The organism is Novosphingobium sp. THN1 (assembly GCF_003454795.1).
Lineage (GTDB): Bacteria > Pseudomonadota > Alphaproteobacteria > Sphingomonadales > Sphingomonadaceae > Novosphingobium.
This window is the reverse complement of record NZ_CP028347.1, coordinates 931,339-947,244: the sequence shown is the minus strand read 5'-3', so window position 1 is coordinate 947,244 and position 15,906 is coordinate 931,339. Positions and strand designations below refer to the sequence as shown.

Below are 15,906 nucleotides of genomic sequence, written 5' to 3'. Positions count from 1 at the left end.
CGCCGACCCGCAGATCGCCCTTATCCGGCGAACAACGCATTTGCGCCATTTTCTACGCCCTGCCGCCGTCAAATCGGCTCCGTCGATTACTCTGTATCAAATATGCCATTTTGCTAATTTATTAAATTTGGATATTGATGCCCTCAGCCAATCAAGGAGGCCATCATGACTGACACGATCACCACTCCCGCCATGCCGCGCATCAACGAGCCGGCACCCGATTTCAGTGCCAAGACCACCCATGGCCAGCGTTCGCTGGCAGATTATCGGGGCAAGTGGCTCGTCCTCTTCTCCCACCCGGCCGACTTCACCCCGGTCTGCACCACCGAGTTCATGGGTTTTGCCCGCCACGCCGATGAATTCAAGGCGATGAACACCGAGCTGCTCGGGCTGTCGATCGACTCCAACTATGCCCACATTGCCTGGGTCCGTTCGATCAAGGAGAAATTCGGCGTCGAGATCCCCTTCCCGATCATCGAGGACATCTCGATGAAGGTGGCAACCGCTTACGGCATGGTCCATCCGGGGGCGTCTGACACCCAGGCCGTTCGCGCCACCTTCTTCATCGACCCTGAAGGCACGCTGCGCGCCATGGTCTACTACCCCATGTCGAACGGTCGCTCGATTGCCGAGTTTGTCCGCCTCATGCAGGCCCTGCAGACGGCAGACGCCAACAAGGTGGCGACGCCCGAAGGCTGGCAGCCCGGTGACAAGGTGATCGTGCCCCCGCCGCAGACCGCGCCGGCAGCCGAAGCCCGCGCCGGCGAAGGCTACGACTATGTCGACTGGTATTTCAGCACCAAGACCCTCTGAACCGGGTCAGGCAGTCGGCGGCACCTCGGTGCCGCCGACAACCATCCACGAAAGGAATGCACATGTCAGACCCCGTCATTGCCGCCGCAGCAGAGATCGTGCAGCAGGCCGATCCGGCGGCGGTCCAGGTTCGCAGCTTCTTCGATGAAGCGACCTTCACTGTAACCCATGTGCTGTCCGACCCCGCAACCGGCAAGGCCGCAATCATCGATAGCGTACTCGATTTCGATCCGGCATCGGGGCGCACGTCCACCGCTTCGGCCGATGCCGTGATCGCCTATGTCCGCGAACAGGGGCTGGAGGTCGAATGGCTGCTTGAAACGCACGCCCATGCCGATCATCTCTCGGCCGCGCCCTATCTGCAGGAACAGCTTGGTGGCCGATTGGCGATCGGACGCCACATCCTCACCGTGCAGGAGGTCTTCGGCAAAATCTTCAACGAGGGCACTCGCTTTGCCCGCGACGGCTCGCAGTTCGATCAGCTCTTCGACGATGGCGACCGCTTTGCGATCGGCTCCATCCCGGCGATCGCGTTGCATGTGCCCGGCCACACCCCGGCCGACATGGCCTACGTGATCGGCGATGCCGTCTTCATCGGCGATACCCTGTTCATGCCGGACTATGGCACTGCCCGTGCTGACTTTCCTGGCGGGGATGCCCGCGTGCTCTACCGGTCGGTGCGCCGCCTTCTCTCCCTACCCGAAGCCAGTCGCCTGTTCCTGTGCCATGACTACAAGGCGCCGGGCCGTGACACTTACGTCTGGGAGACCACGGTGGCGCAGCAGCGCCGCGCCAATGTCCATATCCATGATGCCGTCAGCGAGGACGAGTTCGCCGCCCTGCGCGAAGCGCGTGACGCCACGCTCGACATGCCGCGCCTGATTCTGCCGTCCATCCAGGTCAACATGCGCGGCGGACATTTTCCGGAACCCGAAGAAAACGGGGTGAGCTACCTCAAGCTGCCGCTCAACCGGCTTTGACGCGATGGCGCTCGACACCATTCAGTATCTGCTCGGTGCGGGGTCCGGCGGCCTTGTCGGGTTCACACTCGGCCTGGTCGGAGGGGGCGGTTCGATCCTCGCCGTCCCGCTCATGGTCTATCTGGTGGGCGTGCCCCAACCGCATATCGCGATCGGCACCAGCGCACTGGCAGTGGCGGTCAATGCCGGCGCCAACCTCGTGCCGCACGCGCGGGCCGGCACGATCAAATGGCGGTGTGCCAGCATGTTTGCCGCCGCAGGCGTCGCAGGGGCTTATGCCGGCTCGACCCTGGGCAAGGCCATGGACGGACAACGCCTGCTGTTCCTGTTCGCTTTGCTCATGCTGGTGGTGGGCGCACTGATGATCCGCAACCGCAAAGATCCCGGCAATCCCGATGTCCAGTGCCGCCGCGAGAATGCGCCCAAAGTGATGGGCTACGGGCTCGGCACTGGCCTCTTCTCGGGCTTTTTCGGCATTGGCGGTGGTTTTCTGATCGTTCCGGCGCTGATGGCATCAACTGCCATGCCGATGCGCAACGCGGTCGGCTCATCGCTCGTGGCCGTCGCCGCTTTCGGGCTGACGGCAGCCGTAAACTACGCCTTGTCGGGACTCGTGGACTGGGCCCTCGCGGGTGTCTTCATCCTGAGCGGCGTCGCGGGAGGCATCGCAGGAACACTGCTGTCGCAACGATTGTCCGCAATGAAGGGGCTGCTCAACACTCTGTTCGCAGGACTAATCTTCGTCGTGGCAATCTACATGCTGTGGCAAAGTGCAATTCGGTAATTACGGATGCAGCCGCCTGCGGCGTCGATGTCTCCGCCCCATAATAAATATCTATTATGAATACATTTTTGTTGCGAAATCGGCGAACACTTCTCAACACTGTTCGCCGTGAGCAGGAGAGCTGATCTAGCGTGACCGTCGAAATTCGTCAGCTTCGTTTCGCGGTCCTGTCCGCAGACCTTCGCAGCTTCTCGAGAGCGGCGGCCAGACTCAATGTGAAGCAGGCCACGCTCAGCCGAAGCGTTCTGCAACTTGAAGACAAGCTTGGCGTCAAACTGTTCGGGCGTACGACCCGGGGCGCTGAGCCTACCGAAGCCGGCAAGGTCTTCCTCGAGACCGCACGCCGGATCATCACTGATCTTGATAATCTTCAGACCACGGCGCGGGCGGTCGGTTACGGCGAGCAGGGCCGCCTTGCTGTCGGTTATTGCTCCTCGCTGATGGCCGGCCATGTCAAGGCTGCCTTCTCGGACTATCTGACCCGGTTTCCCGATGTCCAGTTCGACGGGGTCGAAGGCGATCCGGACAAGCTTTGCAGCGATCTCAGAGCCGGGACGATCGACGTTGCGATCGCCCCGCACGGCAGCGAGGAACAGGGGATTGCCTCGCGCCCGGTCTGGTCCGAGCGGCTTGTCGCCGCGCTCTACCCTAGGCATCCTTTGCTTGAGGAAAGCCGGATCTACTGGGGCGATCTTCGCCGCGAGATCTTTGTCGTCCCGCGCCAGGGAATCGGTGAGATGATCCGCAATCTGATCACCGCCCGCGTCACAGGGCAAGGCTATCGCCCCAACATCATCACCCAGGAAACCAGCCTCGAGAGCGTGCTCAGCATGGTGCCGGTCGGCCGGTTCATAACCATTGTCACCGAAGCCTCGATGGGCGTCACCTGGCCAGAACTGCAATTCCGGGACATCTATGACAACGGCGGCACGGCGCGGATCGATTTTGCGCTCTACTGGCGCGAGGACAATGAGAACCCCGCACTGCAGCGCTTTTTCACGATGATCAACGAGCGTTACCCCGCCTGACCGCGCTTCGCTTTGGCAAAGGCGCGGTCGCTGGCGATGAACCGCTCCAGCATGGGCGGGATCAGGCGCTCGACCGTTGGCGCGCCCGCTGCGGCCCCGCCATTGACCGCCGCCGCATAGGCCAGAAGCTCGCGGTGCAGCCGCGCCGGCAGCTCGATCGTCAGCCGGACCGGTTTTTCGTCGGCAATGTCTGAAAGCTTCAGGCGCGTCATTGCCCCGCTCCCAGAATGAGGTCGCGCGTCACCAGGACCCGCACCGGAAAGCCGGGTCGGATGGTCAGCGTAGGTCGCACGTTGAGCTCCCGGCTGACGATCTGCTCGCCCGCGCGATTGATGCTGTCCTGCGTCCCACGGCGGAATGCGCGGGCAAGATTGCCATCATCCCCGGAACCCAGTTCCGCGCCAGCGCCCAGTAGGGTCGAGACGAGCGCAGCCTTGAGCACCCCGCCCCAGTGATAGTCGGTGCCGTCCTGCAGCCCGGCAAAGCCCTGGGTGTCCGAAGCCGGCTGCCGCTCGAGCACGATCGAGCGGCCATCCGGCAGGATCAGCCGGTTCCAGGCGAGCAGGACCCGATTCTGGCCGAAAGCGACATCGGCGTCATAGTCGCCGATTAGCCGCGAGCCTTGAGGGATCAGGAGGATCCGTCCCGTCGGACTGTCATAGACGTTCTGGGTCACCTGTGCGGTCACTAGCCCTGGCAGGTCCGAACGGATGCCGGTGATCAGCGCCGCCGGGATGACCGAACCAGCCTGGAGGATCGCAGGGGCTGCGAGGCCAACGAGCCGCTCGGAAGAAACGGTTCGCCGGTCACTGACTCGGTCGAGAAAGGCCTGCCGGCGCGCGGCATCGGAAGAAGGGGCCGTAGCGGGCGCAGAGCTTGGCGGGTCGCCTCCTGCAGGCGGGCTGGCCAAGCTCCCGCCAACCGAGCCGGTTGTGCCACCTGCGAAGAACAGACGGCTGCCGCGAGCCGCTTCGCGTTCTTGCTCGGCGCGCTGCCTAGCGGCTGCGGCTGCATCGGCAGCAGGATTTGGTGCAGGCCCGGAACCTGCCGGCGGCAGGGCCGCCACATCGCCGCGCTGCCGGGCATCGAGGATCGGCTTGCCAAGGTCACCGGGGAGCGGAGGACCGAGCTTGGGCACCTGGCCATAGTCCTTGGGCGCGCCGACGAGATTGTCGGCCACGGCGACACCATCGGTGTTGTAGAGTTCCTCGGCGCCTTTTCGGCCCTGGGGCTGGAGGGCGTAGATCAGGGCGCCGCCGACCAGCGCACAGGCAGCAGCCGAGGCAAGTCCGATGGCCTTGCGCGACAGGCGCATGACGCGCGGGGGATCGCCGCGCAGCTTCACCGCGCTTTCGGGATCGACAAGCGCCTGCTCCCGGCTTTCGGTGTCGGCCGCCCCGGTCATGACCGGCCCCGGCGCGCGGTGACGATCCGCACCTTGTCCTGGCCCTTGCGCCCGCCGAGCCGGAGCTCGGCAGCGGCAAAGAGCCGGTCGACAATCATGTAACGTCCCGAGACGCGGTAATTGACCAGCTCAGCCTCGCCGCGGACCCCCAGCACGAACAGCGGCGGCAGTTCGCCTTGCGCGACGCTTTCGGGAAACTCGATGAAGACCCGCGTGCCGTCATCGAAGGCACGCAGCGGTCGCCAGGCCGGCTTGTCGCCTTCGATCCGGTAGCCGAAGTTGAGACTGGCAAGGTCCATGCCTGCGGCAACGGGCGCGGCGCGCTCAGCCTCGGCACGATCCCGCCGCAGGGCAATCAGTTCGTCCTCCGGGTAGGCCCAGGAAACCGAGGCCATGTAGACGGAAGGGTTGGCGCGCAGTTCGAGATGATAGGTGCGCCGGTCGGTGTTGATCACGAGATTGGTGGCGATGTCGGGCCGGATCGGCTTGACCAGAATGTGGACCTGTTCGCTCGCTCCGCTGCCGCTGACGGTATCGCCGATCATCCAGCGCACGGTATCGCCAGCAGCAACCGGACCAGATCCGACCAGGCGTTCGCCGGGCTGAAGCGCAATGTCGGTGACCTGCCCAGGTTTGGCATAGACCTGATAGAGCGCGCCCCTGGTGAAGGGATAGAGCTGGATCGCGTTGACGAAGCCGGTGCGGTCAGGCTGCACCCGCGCGGCATCGTTTGCCGCTCCCACCTGATCACGCGGAGCGGGGTGACTCCGGGTCAGGCGGGAGCGGCCCGCAGCGGGGGCTCCGCCTGCGGCAAGGGTTTGAGCTGACCGGGAAGCGGCAGCGGTACGGGGATCGCCACCACCCGGGCGCCCGAAGCAGGCGCCTGCGATGTCTCGCTGACCGTCGCAGGCGCGGCAGGCGGGGACGCCGGGTGTTCCCGGGCCTGCAGGGGATAGACGAGCGCGAGGCTCGAGCTGAGGGCAGCGAAGGTCAGGGCGCGCGCCGCGCGCCGGGTCTGACTGATCATGATCCGAGTTCCTTTGACCAGTTGATGGCATTGACGAAGATGCCGAGCGGGTTCTTACGCAGGGCATCGGGAGTGCGCGGGGGCTGGACCACGGTGGTGAGGATCGCGGTCCAGCGGCTTGTCTCGGCGAGACTACCGTCGCGGTAGCGGCGCTCGACCCAGGCGACCCGGAAGCTGGTCGGCGATGCGCGGATCACGCTGGTGACATCGACGCCAACCTGCTCCCGCCCGATGAGGGCAAAGGGATCGTTGGTCCGGGCATAGTCGTTGAGGGCGAGCGCGCCCTTGTCGGTCGCGAAATCATAGGCCCTGAGCCAGTTCTGGCGCACGACGATCGGATCGTCGGGGATGCTGCGGACCTGCTCGATGAAGCGCGCGAGGTGGAAAGCGACCTGAGGATCGGACGGTGCAAAACCGGCGTCGGCAGGGGCCACGGCCTGGGCTTCGCCCAATTTGTCGACCTCGACCACCCAAGGCACAATGCTGCCGCGTGCGCCCTGCCAGATGATCCCGGCGGTCAGGCAGGTCGACAGGCCCAGCGCGCCGAAAAAGGCGATCCGCCAGTTGCGGGCCTGAACGCGGGCCGATCCGATCCGGTCATCCCAGACCTGGGCGGCGCGCTGGTAGGGCGTTTCGGGTTCGGGAGTCCTGCCGTAGCGGATCGAGGGTCGTCGGAACATGCGTCAGTCCTTTTCCGAGGTATCGATGGAAGCGCCGGCACCGCTGCTGTCGCCGGCCTTGAGTGTGTGGGCAGCGATGGTCGCGCCGTGAGTGATGGTCTGCCGGTCCTTCATGGCCCTGGCCCAGGCGGGCGGGCCGGCTTCGCCATCGGTTGGCGGCGGCGGCGGAGTGTTGGGACCGGGGGTAATCGTGCCGCCCGTATTGGTGATCGCGGCACGGCCGCCATCGCGGAATGACTGCTTCATTCCTTCACCGGCCTTGCGCAGCGGCGAAGTTGCTGCGCCGAGCGCAGCGTCACCGACCGCTGCCATGCCGGATCCGACGGCAGCTGCGCCCCTCTTGCCCGCCGAGCCCATGGCATAGGCGGTGGTGGCGCCGCCGGCGGCGCGCGATGTGCCATGGGCAACACTGGAAGCCGCACTGGCAACCGCGCCGCCTGCCAGTTTCGCACCGGCGACAGCTCCGGCAGCAGCACCGCCCGCCATGAGCGCAGTTCCTGCGGCGGCACCTGCGCCCAGCTGCGGGCCTCCGGCGACAATGCCGTTGGCAATGCTGGGTCCGAAAATGCCCAGACCAAGCAGGGTCAGGCTCGCCAGCACGATCGAGAGCGCATCCTCGATGGTCGGCTCGGCCGGAATGGCGCTGGTGAATTCCGAAAAGATGGTCGAGCCGATGCCGACGATGACCGCCAGTACGAGAACCTTGATCCCGCTCGAGATGACATTGCCAAGCACGCGTTCGGCCATGAAGGCGGTCTTGCCGAACAGGCCGAAGGGGATGAGCACGAAACCGGCGAGCGTGGTCAGCTTGAACTCGATCAGGGTGACGAACAGCTGGATCGAGAGGATGAAGAAGGCGATGACGACCAGCGCCCAGGCGACGAGCAGGATGATGATCTGCAGGAAGTTCTCGAAGAAGCTGACGAAGCCCATCAGGTCCGAGATCGCCTCGATCAGGGGCCGCGCGGCATCAAGCCCGACCTGGGCGACACGGCCGGGCTGGAGCAGTTCGCTCGCCGAAAAGCCGGTGCCGCTGGCCTTGAGGCCGAGCCCGGCGAAGCTTTCGAAGACAATCCGGGCGAGGTTGTTCCAGTTGCCGATGATGTAGGCGAAGATCCCCACAAACAGGGTCTTCTTGACCAGACGGGCGATGACGTCGTCCTGCTCGCCCCAGGTCCAGAACAGCGCGGCGAGCGTCACGTCGATGACGATCAGCGTGGTCGCGATGAATGCGACCTCGCCCGACAGCAGGCCGAACCCGGAATCGATGTATCGTGAGAAGATGTCGAGGAAGCGGTCGACAACGCCGGTGCCACCCATGTCACTGGTCCTGTGCTGGCGATTGGTAAAGGTGCGGCGGCTCAGCTTGCGTGGCCGGGGACGGCTCCCCGTCTTCGAACCCGAGGAAGCGCCGCCGCTTCTCGGCCCAGGCCGCGCGGCAATCGGGTGACGACAGCGCGAGATCGCCCATGGCGGCGCAGGCCTTGAGCTGCGCGGGCAGCGGATCGCCGTCCGGCTCCCAGACGGTGACCATCTCGGGCAGAGGAGCATCTCGCTCTTCGCGCAGGGTCAGCACGGTCATGGTCAGCGCGACAGCGACAAAGGCCCCGGCTGCGATCCGCGCGAAGAGCTTGGTCTCCATGGCGTTCAGTCCCGATAGAGCTTCGTGCTCACCGGCACGTAGCCGCGGCCCGGTGCCATGAAGCGGCGCAGTTGCTCGCGGGCCTGGGCCTTGGCAGCTGCTTCATTGGCGGCATCGAGCGCCTGGGCTCGGTTCATGGACGCCATGGTTGCGATGAGATCGGCCAGCTGCTGCGATTGCAGTGCGAGCAGCTGGTTTCCGGCTTGCGCTGCCTGAAGCGCGCCAGTGGCCGACTGGCTGGCGGTGACCAGGCTCTGCACGGCGGTGCGGGAGCCTTCGAGGTTCTGCACGGCTCCGGCCTGGACCTTGAGCGCATCCTCGAAGGCCCCGACGCTGGTGCGCCAGCGCTCTTGAGCGTTGCGAACCATGTCGCGCTGCGATCCGGTCAGGCTGGCGGGCGAATAGTTGCGGGCGAATTCGCGCTCGATCGCCTCGACATCATGGGCGATGCCCTGGGCCTGGCTCAGCAGCTGCTGGGTCTGCCGGATCTGCTGCTGGAGCGGCTCGAGCACAGTCAGCGGCAGGGCCTGCAGGTTGCGCGCTTCGTTGATGAGCTGCGTTGCCTGATTCTGCAGCATGCGGATCTGGTTGTTGATCTGCTCGAGCGTGCGGGCTGCCGTCAGCACGTTCTGGGCATAGTTGGTGGGATCATAGACGATCCCGCCGAACCCGAACTGGGCATGGGCCGGGGCGGGCATGATCGCAGCCGCACCGAGTGACAGCACAGCCGCGCCTGCCGCGAACATTTGCCGGAGGCCCGGGGGTTACGGGACGATTTCATGGGCACTACTCCTTGGGTTGGCCCGCAGCTCGATTGCTGTGGGCGGGGGAACGGGATCGGGGGAAGCATGTCGGCGGCCCAGGCAAGGCCGCGATGCCTGAGCCAGGCCCGGGCAAAACCTGCGGTGCCATGGGTCTCGGTCAGCTCGCTGATCGCCAGCTGGTCGGTCTTCGAGGAGGCGGCGGCAAAGGCGAGTGCAACTTCGCCGAGGCCCAGTTCGAACAGGCGGTTGCCGCGGGCTGACTGGCAGTAATAGTCGCGTTTGGGGGCCGCGCGGGCGATGATCTCGATTTGCCGGTCATTGAGGCCGAACCGGCGGTAGACCGAGAGGATCTGCGGCTCGATCGCCCGTTCGTTGGGCAGGAAGATGCGGGTCGGGCAGCTCTCGATGATAGCGGGCGCGATCGCCGAGGTTTCGATGTCGGCAAGGCTCTGGGTCGCAAAGACCACGCTCGCATTCTTCTTGCGCAGCGTCTTGAGCCACTCGCGCAGCTGGGCGGCGAACGCCGGGCTATCGAGGACCAGCCAGCCCTCGTCGATGATGATGAGGGTCGGCGAGCCATCAAGGCGGCCTTCGATGCGGTGAAAAAGGTAGGAGAGCACGGCAGGCGCGGCGGCCGAACCGGTCAGCCCTTCGGTTTCGAAAGCCTGGAATTTACCTTCGCCCAGGTGCTCGGCCTCGGCATCGAGGAGCCGCCCGAAGGGCCCGCCGATGCAATAGGGCGCGAGCGCCTGCTTCAGGGCCTGCGACTGGAGCAGCACGGCAAGACCGGTGAGCGTGCGCTCGGCAACCGGCGCGGTCGAGAGCGAAGTCAGGGCCGACCAGAGATGCTCCTTGGTCGCCGGATCGACGGTTACGCCCTCGCCGGTCAGGATCGCCTGGAGCCATTCCGCCGCCCAGTTGCGCTCGGCAGGCTCGTCGATCCGCGCAAGGGGCTGGAGCATGACAGCGCCGGCGCCATCGCCTGCCAGACTGGTTCCGAGATCCTGCCAGTCGCCGCCGCAGGCGAGCGCTGCCGCCCGGATCGAGCCCCCGAAATCGAAGGCGAAGATCTGCGCGCGGTCATACCGCCGGAACTGCAGCGCCATCAGCGCGAGCAGCACCGATTTGCCCGCTCCGGTCGGTCCGACGATCAGCGTATGGCCGACATCGCCGACATGGAGCGCAAAGCGGAACGGAGTCGAGCCTTCCGTGCGGGCATAGAATAGGGGCGGCGCCCTGAAATGGGCGTCCCATTCCGGCCCGGCCCAGACCGCCGAGAGCGGGATCATGTGGGCGAGGTTCAGGGTCGAGATCGGGGGCTGGCGGACATTAGCGTAGACATGGCCCGGCAGCGAGCCGAGCCAGGCCTCGAGCGCGTTCATGCCCTCGACGATCACGGTAAAATCGCGGCCCTGGATAACCTTCTCGACGAGGCGGAGCTTTTCCGCCGCCATGGCGGCATCTTCGTCCCAGACGGTAACCGTGGCCGTGACATAGGCCATGCCCTGGAGGTCCGAGCCCAGTTCCTGCAGCGCTGCATCGGCATCGGCGGCCTTGTTCGAGGCGTCGCTGTCGAGCAGCGCCGAGGCCTCGTTGGTCATGACCTCCTTGAGGATCGCGGCGACCGACTTGCGCTTGGCGAACCACTGGCGGCGGATCTTGCCCAGCAGCTTCGTCGCATCGATCTTGTCGAGCATGATCGCCCGGGTCGACCAGCGGTACGCGAAGCCTTGCGAGTTGAGCTCGTCGAGGATGCCCGGGAACGTTGCACTCGGAAAGCCGACCACGGTCAGGGTGCGCAGATGGGCTTGGCCGAGCCTGGGTTCGAGACCCCGGTCAGCGGTTCGTCGGCCAGCAGCGCATCGAGATGCATCGTCGTCTCGGGGACGCGCACACGATGATTGCGGGTCGAGATGCAGCTGTGGAGATACGTCAGCGTCTCGCTGTCGTCGAGCCAGACGGCTTCGGGCACGAAACCTTCGATGAGGCGCAGTAGCCGGTCGGTGCGATCGCTGAACAGCTCGAGCAGTTCACGTGCCTGGACGCCCTTGTGGGCCTTGCCTTCATAGAGCCAGCTCTCGGCCCGCGCGGCATCCTCGGCAGGCGGCATCCAGACCAGGGTCAGATAATAGGCGCTCTCGAAATGGGCACCTTCTTCGGCGAACTGGGCTGCGCGCTCGCGTTCGACCAGGGCCGAGGCCGGATCGGGGAAATCACTCTCCGGATAGTTCTGCGCCGCCCGGCGGACCGCTTCGACAAAGATCGCCCAGCCCGATCCCAGACGGCGCAGCGCGCTGTTGAGGCGCGCAGTGGTCGCAATGAGCTCGGCAGGGGTCGCGCTGTCGAGATCCGGCCCCGGAAGCGGGCAGAGCGCTGGAAGCTGCCGTCCTTGTTGAGCACCACGCCGGGCGCGACCAGCGCCGCCCAGGGCAGGAAGTCGGCGAGGCGGTCAGCCTTGTTCCGGTATTCGCGAAGCGAGAACATGGAGCCTCACACCCTCAGGAAATTGGGGAAGCGCAGATGCCGGCGGGCGACATCGACGAATTGCGGATCGCGCCGGGCCGCCCAGACTGCGACCATGTGGCCGAGCGCGAAGAGCACGAGGCCGGCGATCCACAGACGCAGGCCAAGCCCGATCGCGCCGGCCAGCGTCGCGTTGGCGATCGCGAGGCCGCGCGGCGCGCCGCCGAGCAGGATGTGCTCGGTCAGCGCCCGGTGGACGGGCACGGCGTAACCCAGCGGCAGTCCGGGCGGCGGGGTCTCCATCAGACCAGCGCTCCGCCGCCGAACGAGAAGAAGGAAAGGAAGAAGGACGAGGCCGCAAAGGCGATCGACAGGCCGAAGACGATCTGGATCAGCCGCCGAAAACCGCCCGAGGTGTCGCCGAAGGCAAGCGCGAGGCCGGTGGCGATGATGATGATCACCGCGACGATCTTGGCGACGGGCCCCTGGATCGATTCGAGGATCGACTGGAGCGGGGCTTCCCACGGCATGGACGAGCCGGCGGCATGGGCCGGCATGACCGTGACTAGGGCGGCGGCGGCAGCGAGCATGATCGCGGACGCGCGATTGCGGGCGCGGGCAAGGGTTCGGGTCATGGGCATTCTCCTTCGGTTGGGGGAACAAGGGGGATGAGGCGGTAGTCGCCGGCGGCATCAAGGCCTTCGACGCGGACCAGTTCCGCAAGGCGCCGACCGGTGCCGTCGCGGACGAGCACGGCGATGACATTGATGGTCTCGGCAATGAGGGCGCGCGGCACCGTGATCACGCTTTCCTGGATCAGCTGCTCGAGCCGCCGCAGCGTGCCGAGCGCAGAGCCGGCATGGATCGTTCCGACCCCGCCGGGATGGCCGGTGCCCCAGGCCTTGAGGAGATCGAGCGCCTCGGCGCCGCGCACCTCGCCGATGGGGATCCGGTCGGGGCGCAGCCGCAGGGCCGAACGGACCAGATCCGAAAGCGAGGCCACGCCATCCTTGGTGCGCAGCGCCACCAGATTGGGCGCGGCGCATTGCAGCTCGCGCGTATCCTCGATCAGCACCACCCGGTCGCCGGTCCGGGCGACCTCGGCGAGGAGCGCATTGGTCAGCGTCGTTTTGCCGGTCGACGTCCCGCCCGCGACGAGGATATTGGCCCGCGCCGCGACTGCGGCAGCAAGAGCATCGGCGAATGCCGTCGGCATGATCCCGGCCGCGACATAGTCCGCCAGAGTGAACACCGTGCCTGCCGGCTTGCGGATCGCGAAGCTGGGCGCTGCCACCACCGGCGGCAACAGCCCCTCGAACCGCTCCCCCGTCCCGGGCAATTCCGCCGAGACCCGTGGTGCGCCTGAGTGCACCTCAGCACCCACATGATGCGCGACAAGGCGGATGATCCGCTCACCATCGGCGGCGGACAGCACCGCGCCCGTATCGGCAATCCCAAGCCCGAGCCGATCGACCCAGAGTCGTCCGTCGGGATTGAGCATGACTTCGATGACCGCCGGCTCTTCCAGCCAGGCACCGATTTCAGGGCCGAGCGCGGTGCGGAGCATGCGCGCACCGCGCGTTGCTGCCTCGGACCGGATCGGAATGACGCTCATCGCTGCCTCGCAATTGCGCGCACCGACAACCGGCCCGCGTGACGAGGCGGATCAAAAGGGCATCAGATCACGGCAGGGCAACAAGCATTTGCTGCGAGCAAGGCGCAGCGTGCCCATAGAAACACTGGCGTAAGCGGCAATGAGGGAACCAGGGCGTTCGGCGCGTCGTAGCCTAATTCAGATTCCGGGCCCGTTTCTGACATAAGGCGCCGCATATGTCAGAAACGTCCTGGCCCATGGGCAGGGCCGCAACCTTCAGCGCGCCAGGCGTTGCTCACTCTCCATCCGCCGCGCGAGGGCTGAGACGAAAGCCGTGAACCGCTCCTGCGCCTGTGCCTGCGCGGCCGGAAGCTGGCTGTCCGGCAAGGCCGGGTTGGAGATGAGCCAGGTCCGCACGAACAGGGCGATGGCCTCGTTGCCGACCTCGACATGGTAATCCAGCTTGTCCAACTGCCGTGAAATCCGATCCAGACGGCGGCTGAAGGCGGCTTCCATGCGTTCGGAACTGTCTGGTGACAGGAACGATGCCAGCGCCGCTTCGACGACGGCGGCCTGCGAAACCCGCTTGCGTGAAGCGTAGTCGGCCAACTGGTCGGCAAGCTCGGGCGGCAGGCGGAAGGTGTGACGGGTGCGCTTCACAGCTCGATCCCGTCGCCGGGATCAAGCGCGGCCTGGCGGGCAACGGTCCGCATGCGATCAGATTGCCGCTGACTTTGCGCCAGATCTTCCTCGATCATGGGTTCCTCGAACTCGAACTCGTTGACCACGCGCGGCGGCGGTACGATTTCCTCATGGTCAGGAAGCTCGGGCTCCCGCCTGATACCGCCGTTGTCCGCATCGCCCTTGTCGTCATCTCCGGCGGGCAATGGCTTAGGCATTGCGGACTGGACAATCATGTCCGCCCAGGCACCAGCATTTACGGTGTTGGGCCCGGCTTTCCGGCACTCCGGTGGCGGCAGAACGCGGGCAGTCATTCGCTGGTCCTTGAAGTATCGCGCCTTCTTGGCTCGGATCGGATGCAGCCCGGCCAGCATTACGATCTCGTCGTCAACGGGCAGCTGCATGATCTCGCCCGGTGTCAGCAAGGCCCGCGCCGTTTCCGAACGCGACACCATCAAGTGCCCCAGCCAGGGGGACAGCCGGTGCCCGGCATAGTTCTTCATCGCCCGCATTTCCGTGGCCGTGCCCAGCGAGTCCGAGACGCGCTTGGCAGTACGCTCATCGTTCGTGGCGAAGCAGACCCGGACATGGCAATTGTCGAGGATGGCGTTGTTCTGGCCATAGGCCTTCTCGATCTGGTTCAGCGATTGGGCAATCAGGAAAGCCTTGAGGCCATATCCAGCCATGAAGGCCAGCGCGCTTTCGAAGAAGTCGAGCCGCCCCAGCGCGGGGAATTCGTCCAGCATCAACAGGACGCGGTGCCGCTTGCTGTTGGCCTCCAGTTCTTCGGTCAGCCGCCGTCCGACCTGATTGAGGATAAGGCGGATAAGCGGCTTCGTCCGACTGATGTCGGAAGGCGGCACCACGAGGTAGAGGGTGGCCGGCTGCTTGCCCGTCACCAGGTCCGTGATCCGCCAATCGCATTGCCGGGTGACCTCCGCGATAACCGGATCCCGGTAGAGGCCAAGAAACGACATGGCGGTCGACAGGACGCCGGATCGCTCGTTCTCGGACTTGTTGAGCAGTTCGCGGGCAGCGCTGGCGACAACCGGATGAACACCGGCTTTTCCCAGATGCGGCGTTGCCATCATGGCGGTCAGCGTCGCCTCGATGGTGCGGCGGGGGTCCGATAGGAAGGCTGCCACGCCGGCCAGGGTCTTGTCCGGTTCGGCATAGAGCACATGCAGGATCGCGCCGACGAGCAGCGAATGGCTGGTCTTCTCCCAGTGGTTGCGGCGTTCAAGTGAGCCTTCGGGATCGACGAGGACATCCGCGATGTTCTGAACGTCTCGGACCTCGGCCACACCGCGCCGGACTTCCAGCAAGGGGTTGTAGGCTGCCGAGTTGGCATTCGTCGGGTCAAACAACAGGACCCGGCTGAACTGCGAGCGGAAACCGGCAGTGAGGTTCCAGTTTTCGCCCTTGATGTCATGGATGATGGCTGAGGCAGGCCAGGTCAGCAGGGTCGGGATGACAAGCCCGACGCCCTTGCCACTGCGGGTCGGCGCGAAGCAGAGAACGTGCTCCGGACCGTCGTGGCGAAGATAGCTGTGTTCGTAATGGCCAAGGACAGCGCCATGGTCACCCATCAGCCCGGCGGCAGCGACCTCGGTCCCCTCAGCCCATCGCGCGGAGCCAAAGGTTTCTGTCCGTTTCAATTCGCGCGCGCGCCAAACGGACATGGCGATCGCGGCAGCTACGGCAACCAATCCGCTGGCGGCAGCAATCAGTCCGCCGGTTTCGAAGATCTTCGGGCATAGGCTTCGAAACTGAACCACCACCAGAAAATCGCAGGCGGCGGATATACCGGACGACCGAAGGCGTAGCCGATCGGTTCCCCCAATTCAGGCTGATACCCGAGGGCCGCAGCCGTCCATTGGGTCGCTCCCCAGACGCCAAAGACCACGATAAACAGCACGACTGCTATTTGACCCCAGAGAATACGTGTTGCCGACATATTTGCGCTCCTTCGGGAACGCTGCGGAGCCGTACTTGGCTGTTCAAGGCAGACTGCGTGGCGGGCGCAGAGTGGCGAACTGAAAGAA

Annotated in this window: 14 protein-coding genes and 3 pseudogenes; 4 read left to right on the top strand and 13 right to left on the bottom strand. The window is 65.4% G+C overall.

Going from position 1 to position 15,906, the window contains the following annotated elements; all coding sequences use genetic code 11:
* Positions 1-165 precede the first annotated feature (165 nt).
* The 4 genes from C7W88_RS04665 to C7W88_RS04650 all read left to right on the top strand — a co-directional run bounded on the left by C7W88_RS04665 (position 166) and on the right by C7W88_RS04650 (position 3,605).
* Positions 166-813, top strand: a complete 648-nt coding sequence (locus tag C7W88_RS04665) for a peroxiredoxin (RefSeq protein WP_118072676.1) — start codon at positions 166-168, stop codon at positions 811-813.
* 62 nt (positions 814-875) lie between these two features.
* Positions 876-1,793: an MBL fold metallo-hydrolase gene (locus C7W88_RS04660; protein WP_118072675.1), complete on the top strand. Its 918-nt coding sequence runs from the start codon at positions 876-878 to the stop codon at positions 1,791-1,793.
* Positions 1,794-1,797: 4 nt separating this feature from the next.
* Positions 1,798-2,577, top strand: a complete 780-nt coding sequence (locus tag C7W88_RS04655) for a sulfite exporter TauE/SafE family protein (protein WP_118072674.1) — start codon at positions 1,798-1,800, stop codon at positions 2,575-2,577.
* Positions 2,578-2,708: 131 nt separating this feature from the next.
* Entirely contained in the window at positions 2,709-3,605 is an 897-nt protein-coding gene (locus tag C7W88_RS04650) for a LysR family transcriptional regulator (RefSeq protein ID WP_118072673.1), read from the top strand.
* Here the strand turns inward: C7W88_RS04650 and C7W88_RS04645 are convergent.
* The 13 genes and pseudogenes from C7W88_RS04645 to C7W88_RS04585 form a co-directional block, all read right to left on the bottom strand.
* A complete protein-coding gene (locus tag C7W88_RS04645; RefSeq protein ID WP_118072672.1) occupies positions 3,593-3,817 on the bottom strand; it encodes a DUF2274 domain-containing protein in 225 nt (74 codons plus the stop codon). The genes C7W88_RS04650 and C7W88_RS04645 overlap by 13 nt on opposite strands.
* The gene (locus C7W88_RS04640) at positions 3,814-5,010 is read right to left on the bottom strand and encodes a TrbI/VirB10 family protein (RefSeq protein ID WP_118072671.1); all 1,197 of its coding nucleotides are present in this window, start codon (positions 5,008-5,010) and stop codon (positions 3,814-3,816) included. Before C7W88_RS04640 ends, C7W88_RS04645 begins: the two co-directional genes overlap by 4 nt.
* A pseudogene (gene trbG / locus C7W88_RS04635) lies at positions 5,007-6,037 on the bottom strand (P-type conjugative transfer protein TrbG). Before trbG ends, C7W88_RS04640 begins: the two are co-directional and overlap by 4 nt.
* Entirely contained in the window at positions 6,034-6,717 is a 684-nt protein-coding gene (gene trbF, locus C7W88_RS04630) for a conjugal transfer protein TrbF (RefSeq protein ID WP_118072670.1), read from the bottom strand. The pseudogene trbG and the gene trbF overlap by 4 nt, the downstream one beginning before the upstream one ends.
* A 3-nt stretch (positions 6,718-6,720) precedes the next feature.
* On the bottom strand, positions 6,721-8,037 hold the full coding sequence (gene trbL / locus C7W88_RS04625; RefSeq protein WP_118072669.1) for a P-type conjugative transfer protein TrbL: 1,317 nt from the start codon (positions 8,035-8,037) through the stop codon (positions 6,721-6,723).
* Between the two features lies 1 nt (position 8,038).
* Positions 8,039-8,359: a putative entry exclusion protein TrbK-alt gene (trbK-alt, locus tag C7W88_RS04620; protein WP_118072668.1), complete on the bottom strand. Its 321-nt coding sequence runs from the start codon at positions 8,357-8,359 to the stop codon at positions 8,039-8,041.
* Positions 8,360-8,364: 5 nt separating this feature from the next.
* Positions 8,365-9,057 carry a P-type conjugative transfer protein TrbJ gene (gene trbJ / locus C7W88_RS04615; RefSeq protein WP_240344825.1) on the bottom strand — a complete coding sequence of 231 codons (693 nt, stop codon included), beginning with the start codon at positions 9,055-9,057 and terminating at the stop codon, positions 8,365-8,367.
* Positions 9,058-9,191: 134 nt separating this feature from the next.
* Positions 9,192-11,607, bottom strand: a pseudogene (trbE, locus tag C7W88_RS04610) (conjugal transfer protein TrbE); the annotation flags it as partial.
* Between the two features lie 6 nt (positions 11,608-11,613).
* Positions 11,614-11,889 carry a VirB3 family type IV secretion system protein gene (locus tag C7W88_RS04605; RefSeq protein ID WP_118072666.1) on the bottom strand — a complete coding sequence of 92 codons (276 nt, stop codon included), beginning with the start codon at positions 11,887-11,889 and terminating at the stop codon, positions 11,614-11,616.
* The gene (locus C7W88_RS04600) at positions 11,889-12,221 is read right to left on the bottom strand and encodes a TrbC/VirB2 family protein (protein WP_118072665.1); all 333 of its coding nucleotides are present in this window, start codon (positions 12,219-12,221) and stop codon (positions 11,889-11,891) included. The genes C7W88_RS04605 and C7W88_RS04600 overlap by 1 nt, the downstream gene beginning before the upstream one ends.
* Positions 12,218-13,201, bottom strand: a complete 984-nt coding sequence (trbB, locus tag C7W88_RS04595) for a P-type conjugative transfer ATPase TrbB (protein WP_118072664.1) — start codon at positions 13,199-13,201, stop codon at positions 12,218-12,220. The genes C7W88_RS04600 and trbB overlap by 4 nt, the downstream gene beginning before the upstream one ends.
* A gap of 255 nt (positions 13,202-13,456) precedes the next feature.
* Entirely contained in the window at positions 13,457-13,840 is a 384-nt protein-coding gene (locus tag C7W88_RS04590) for a CopG family transcriptional regulator (protein ID WP_118072663.1), read from the bottom strand.
* Positions 13,837-15,818 (bottom strand): annotated as a pseudogene (locus C7W88_RS04585) (conjugal transfer protein TraG). Before C7W88_RS04585 ends, C7W88_RS04590 begins: the two are co-directional and overlap by 4 nt.
* Positions 15,819-15,906 lie beyond the last annotated feature (88 nt).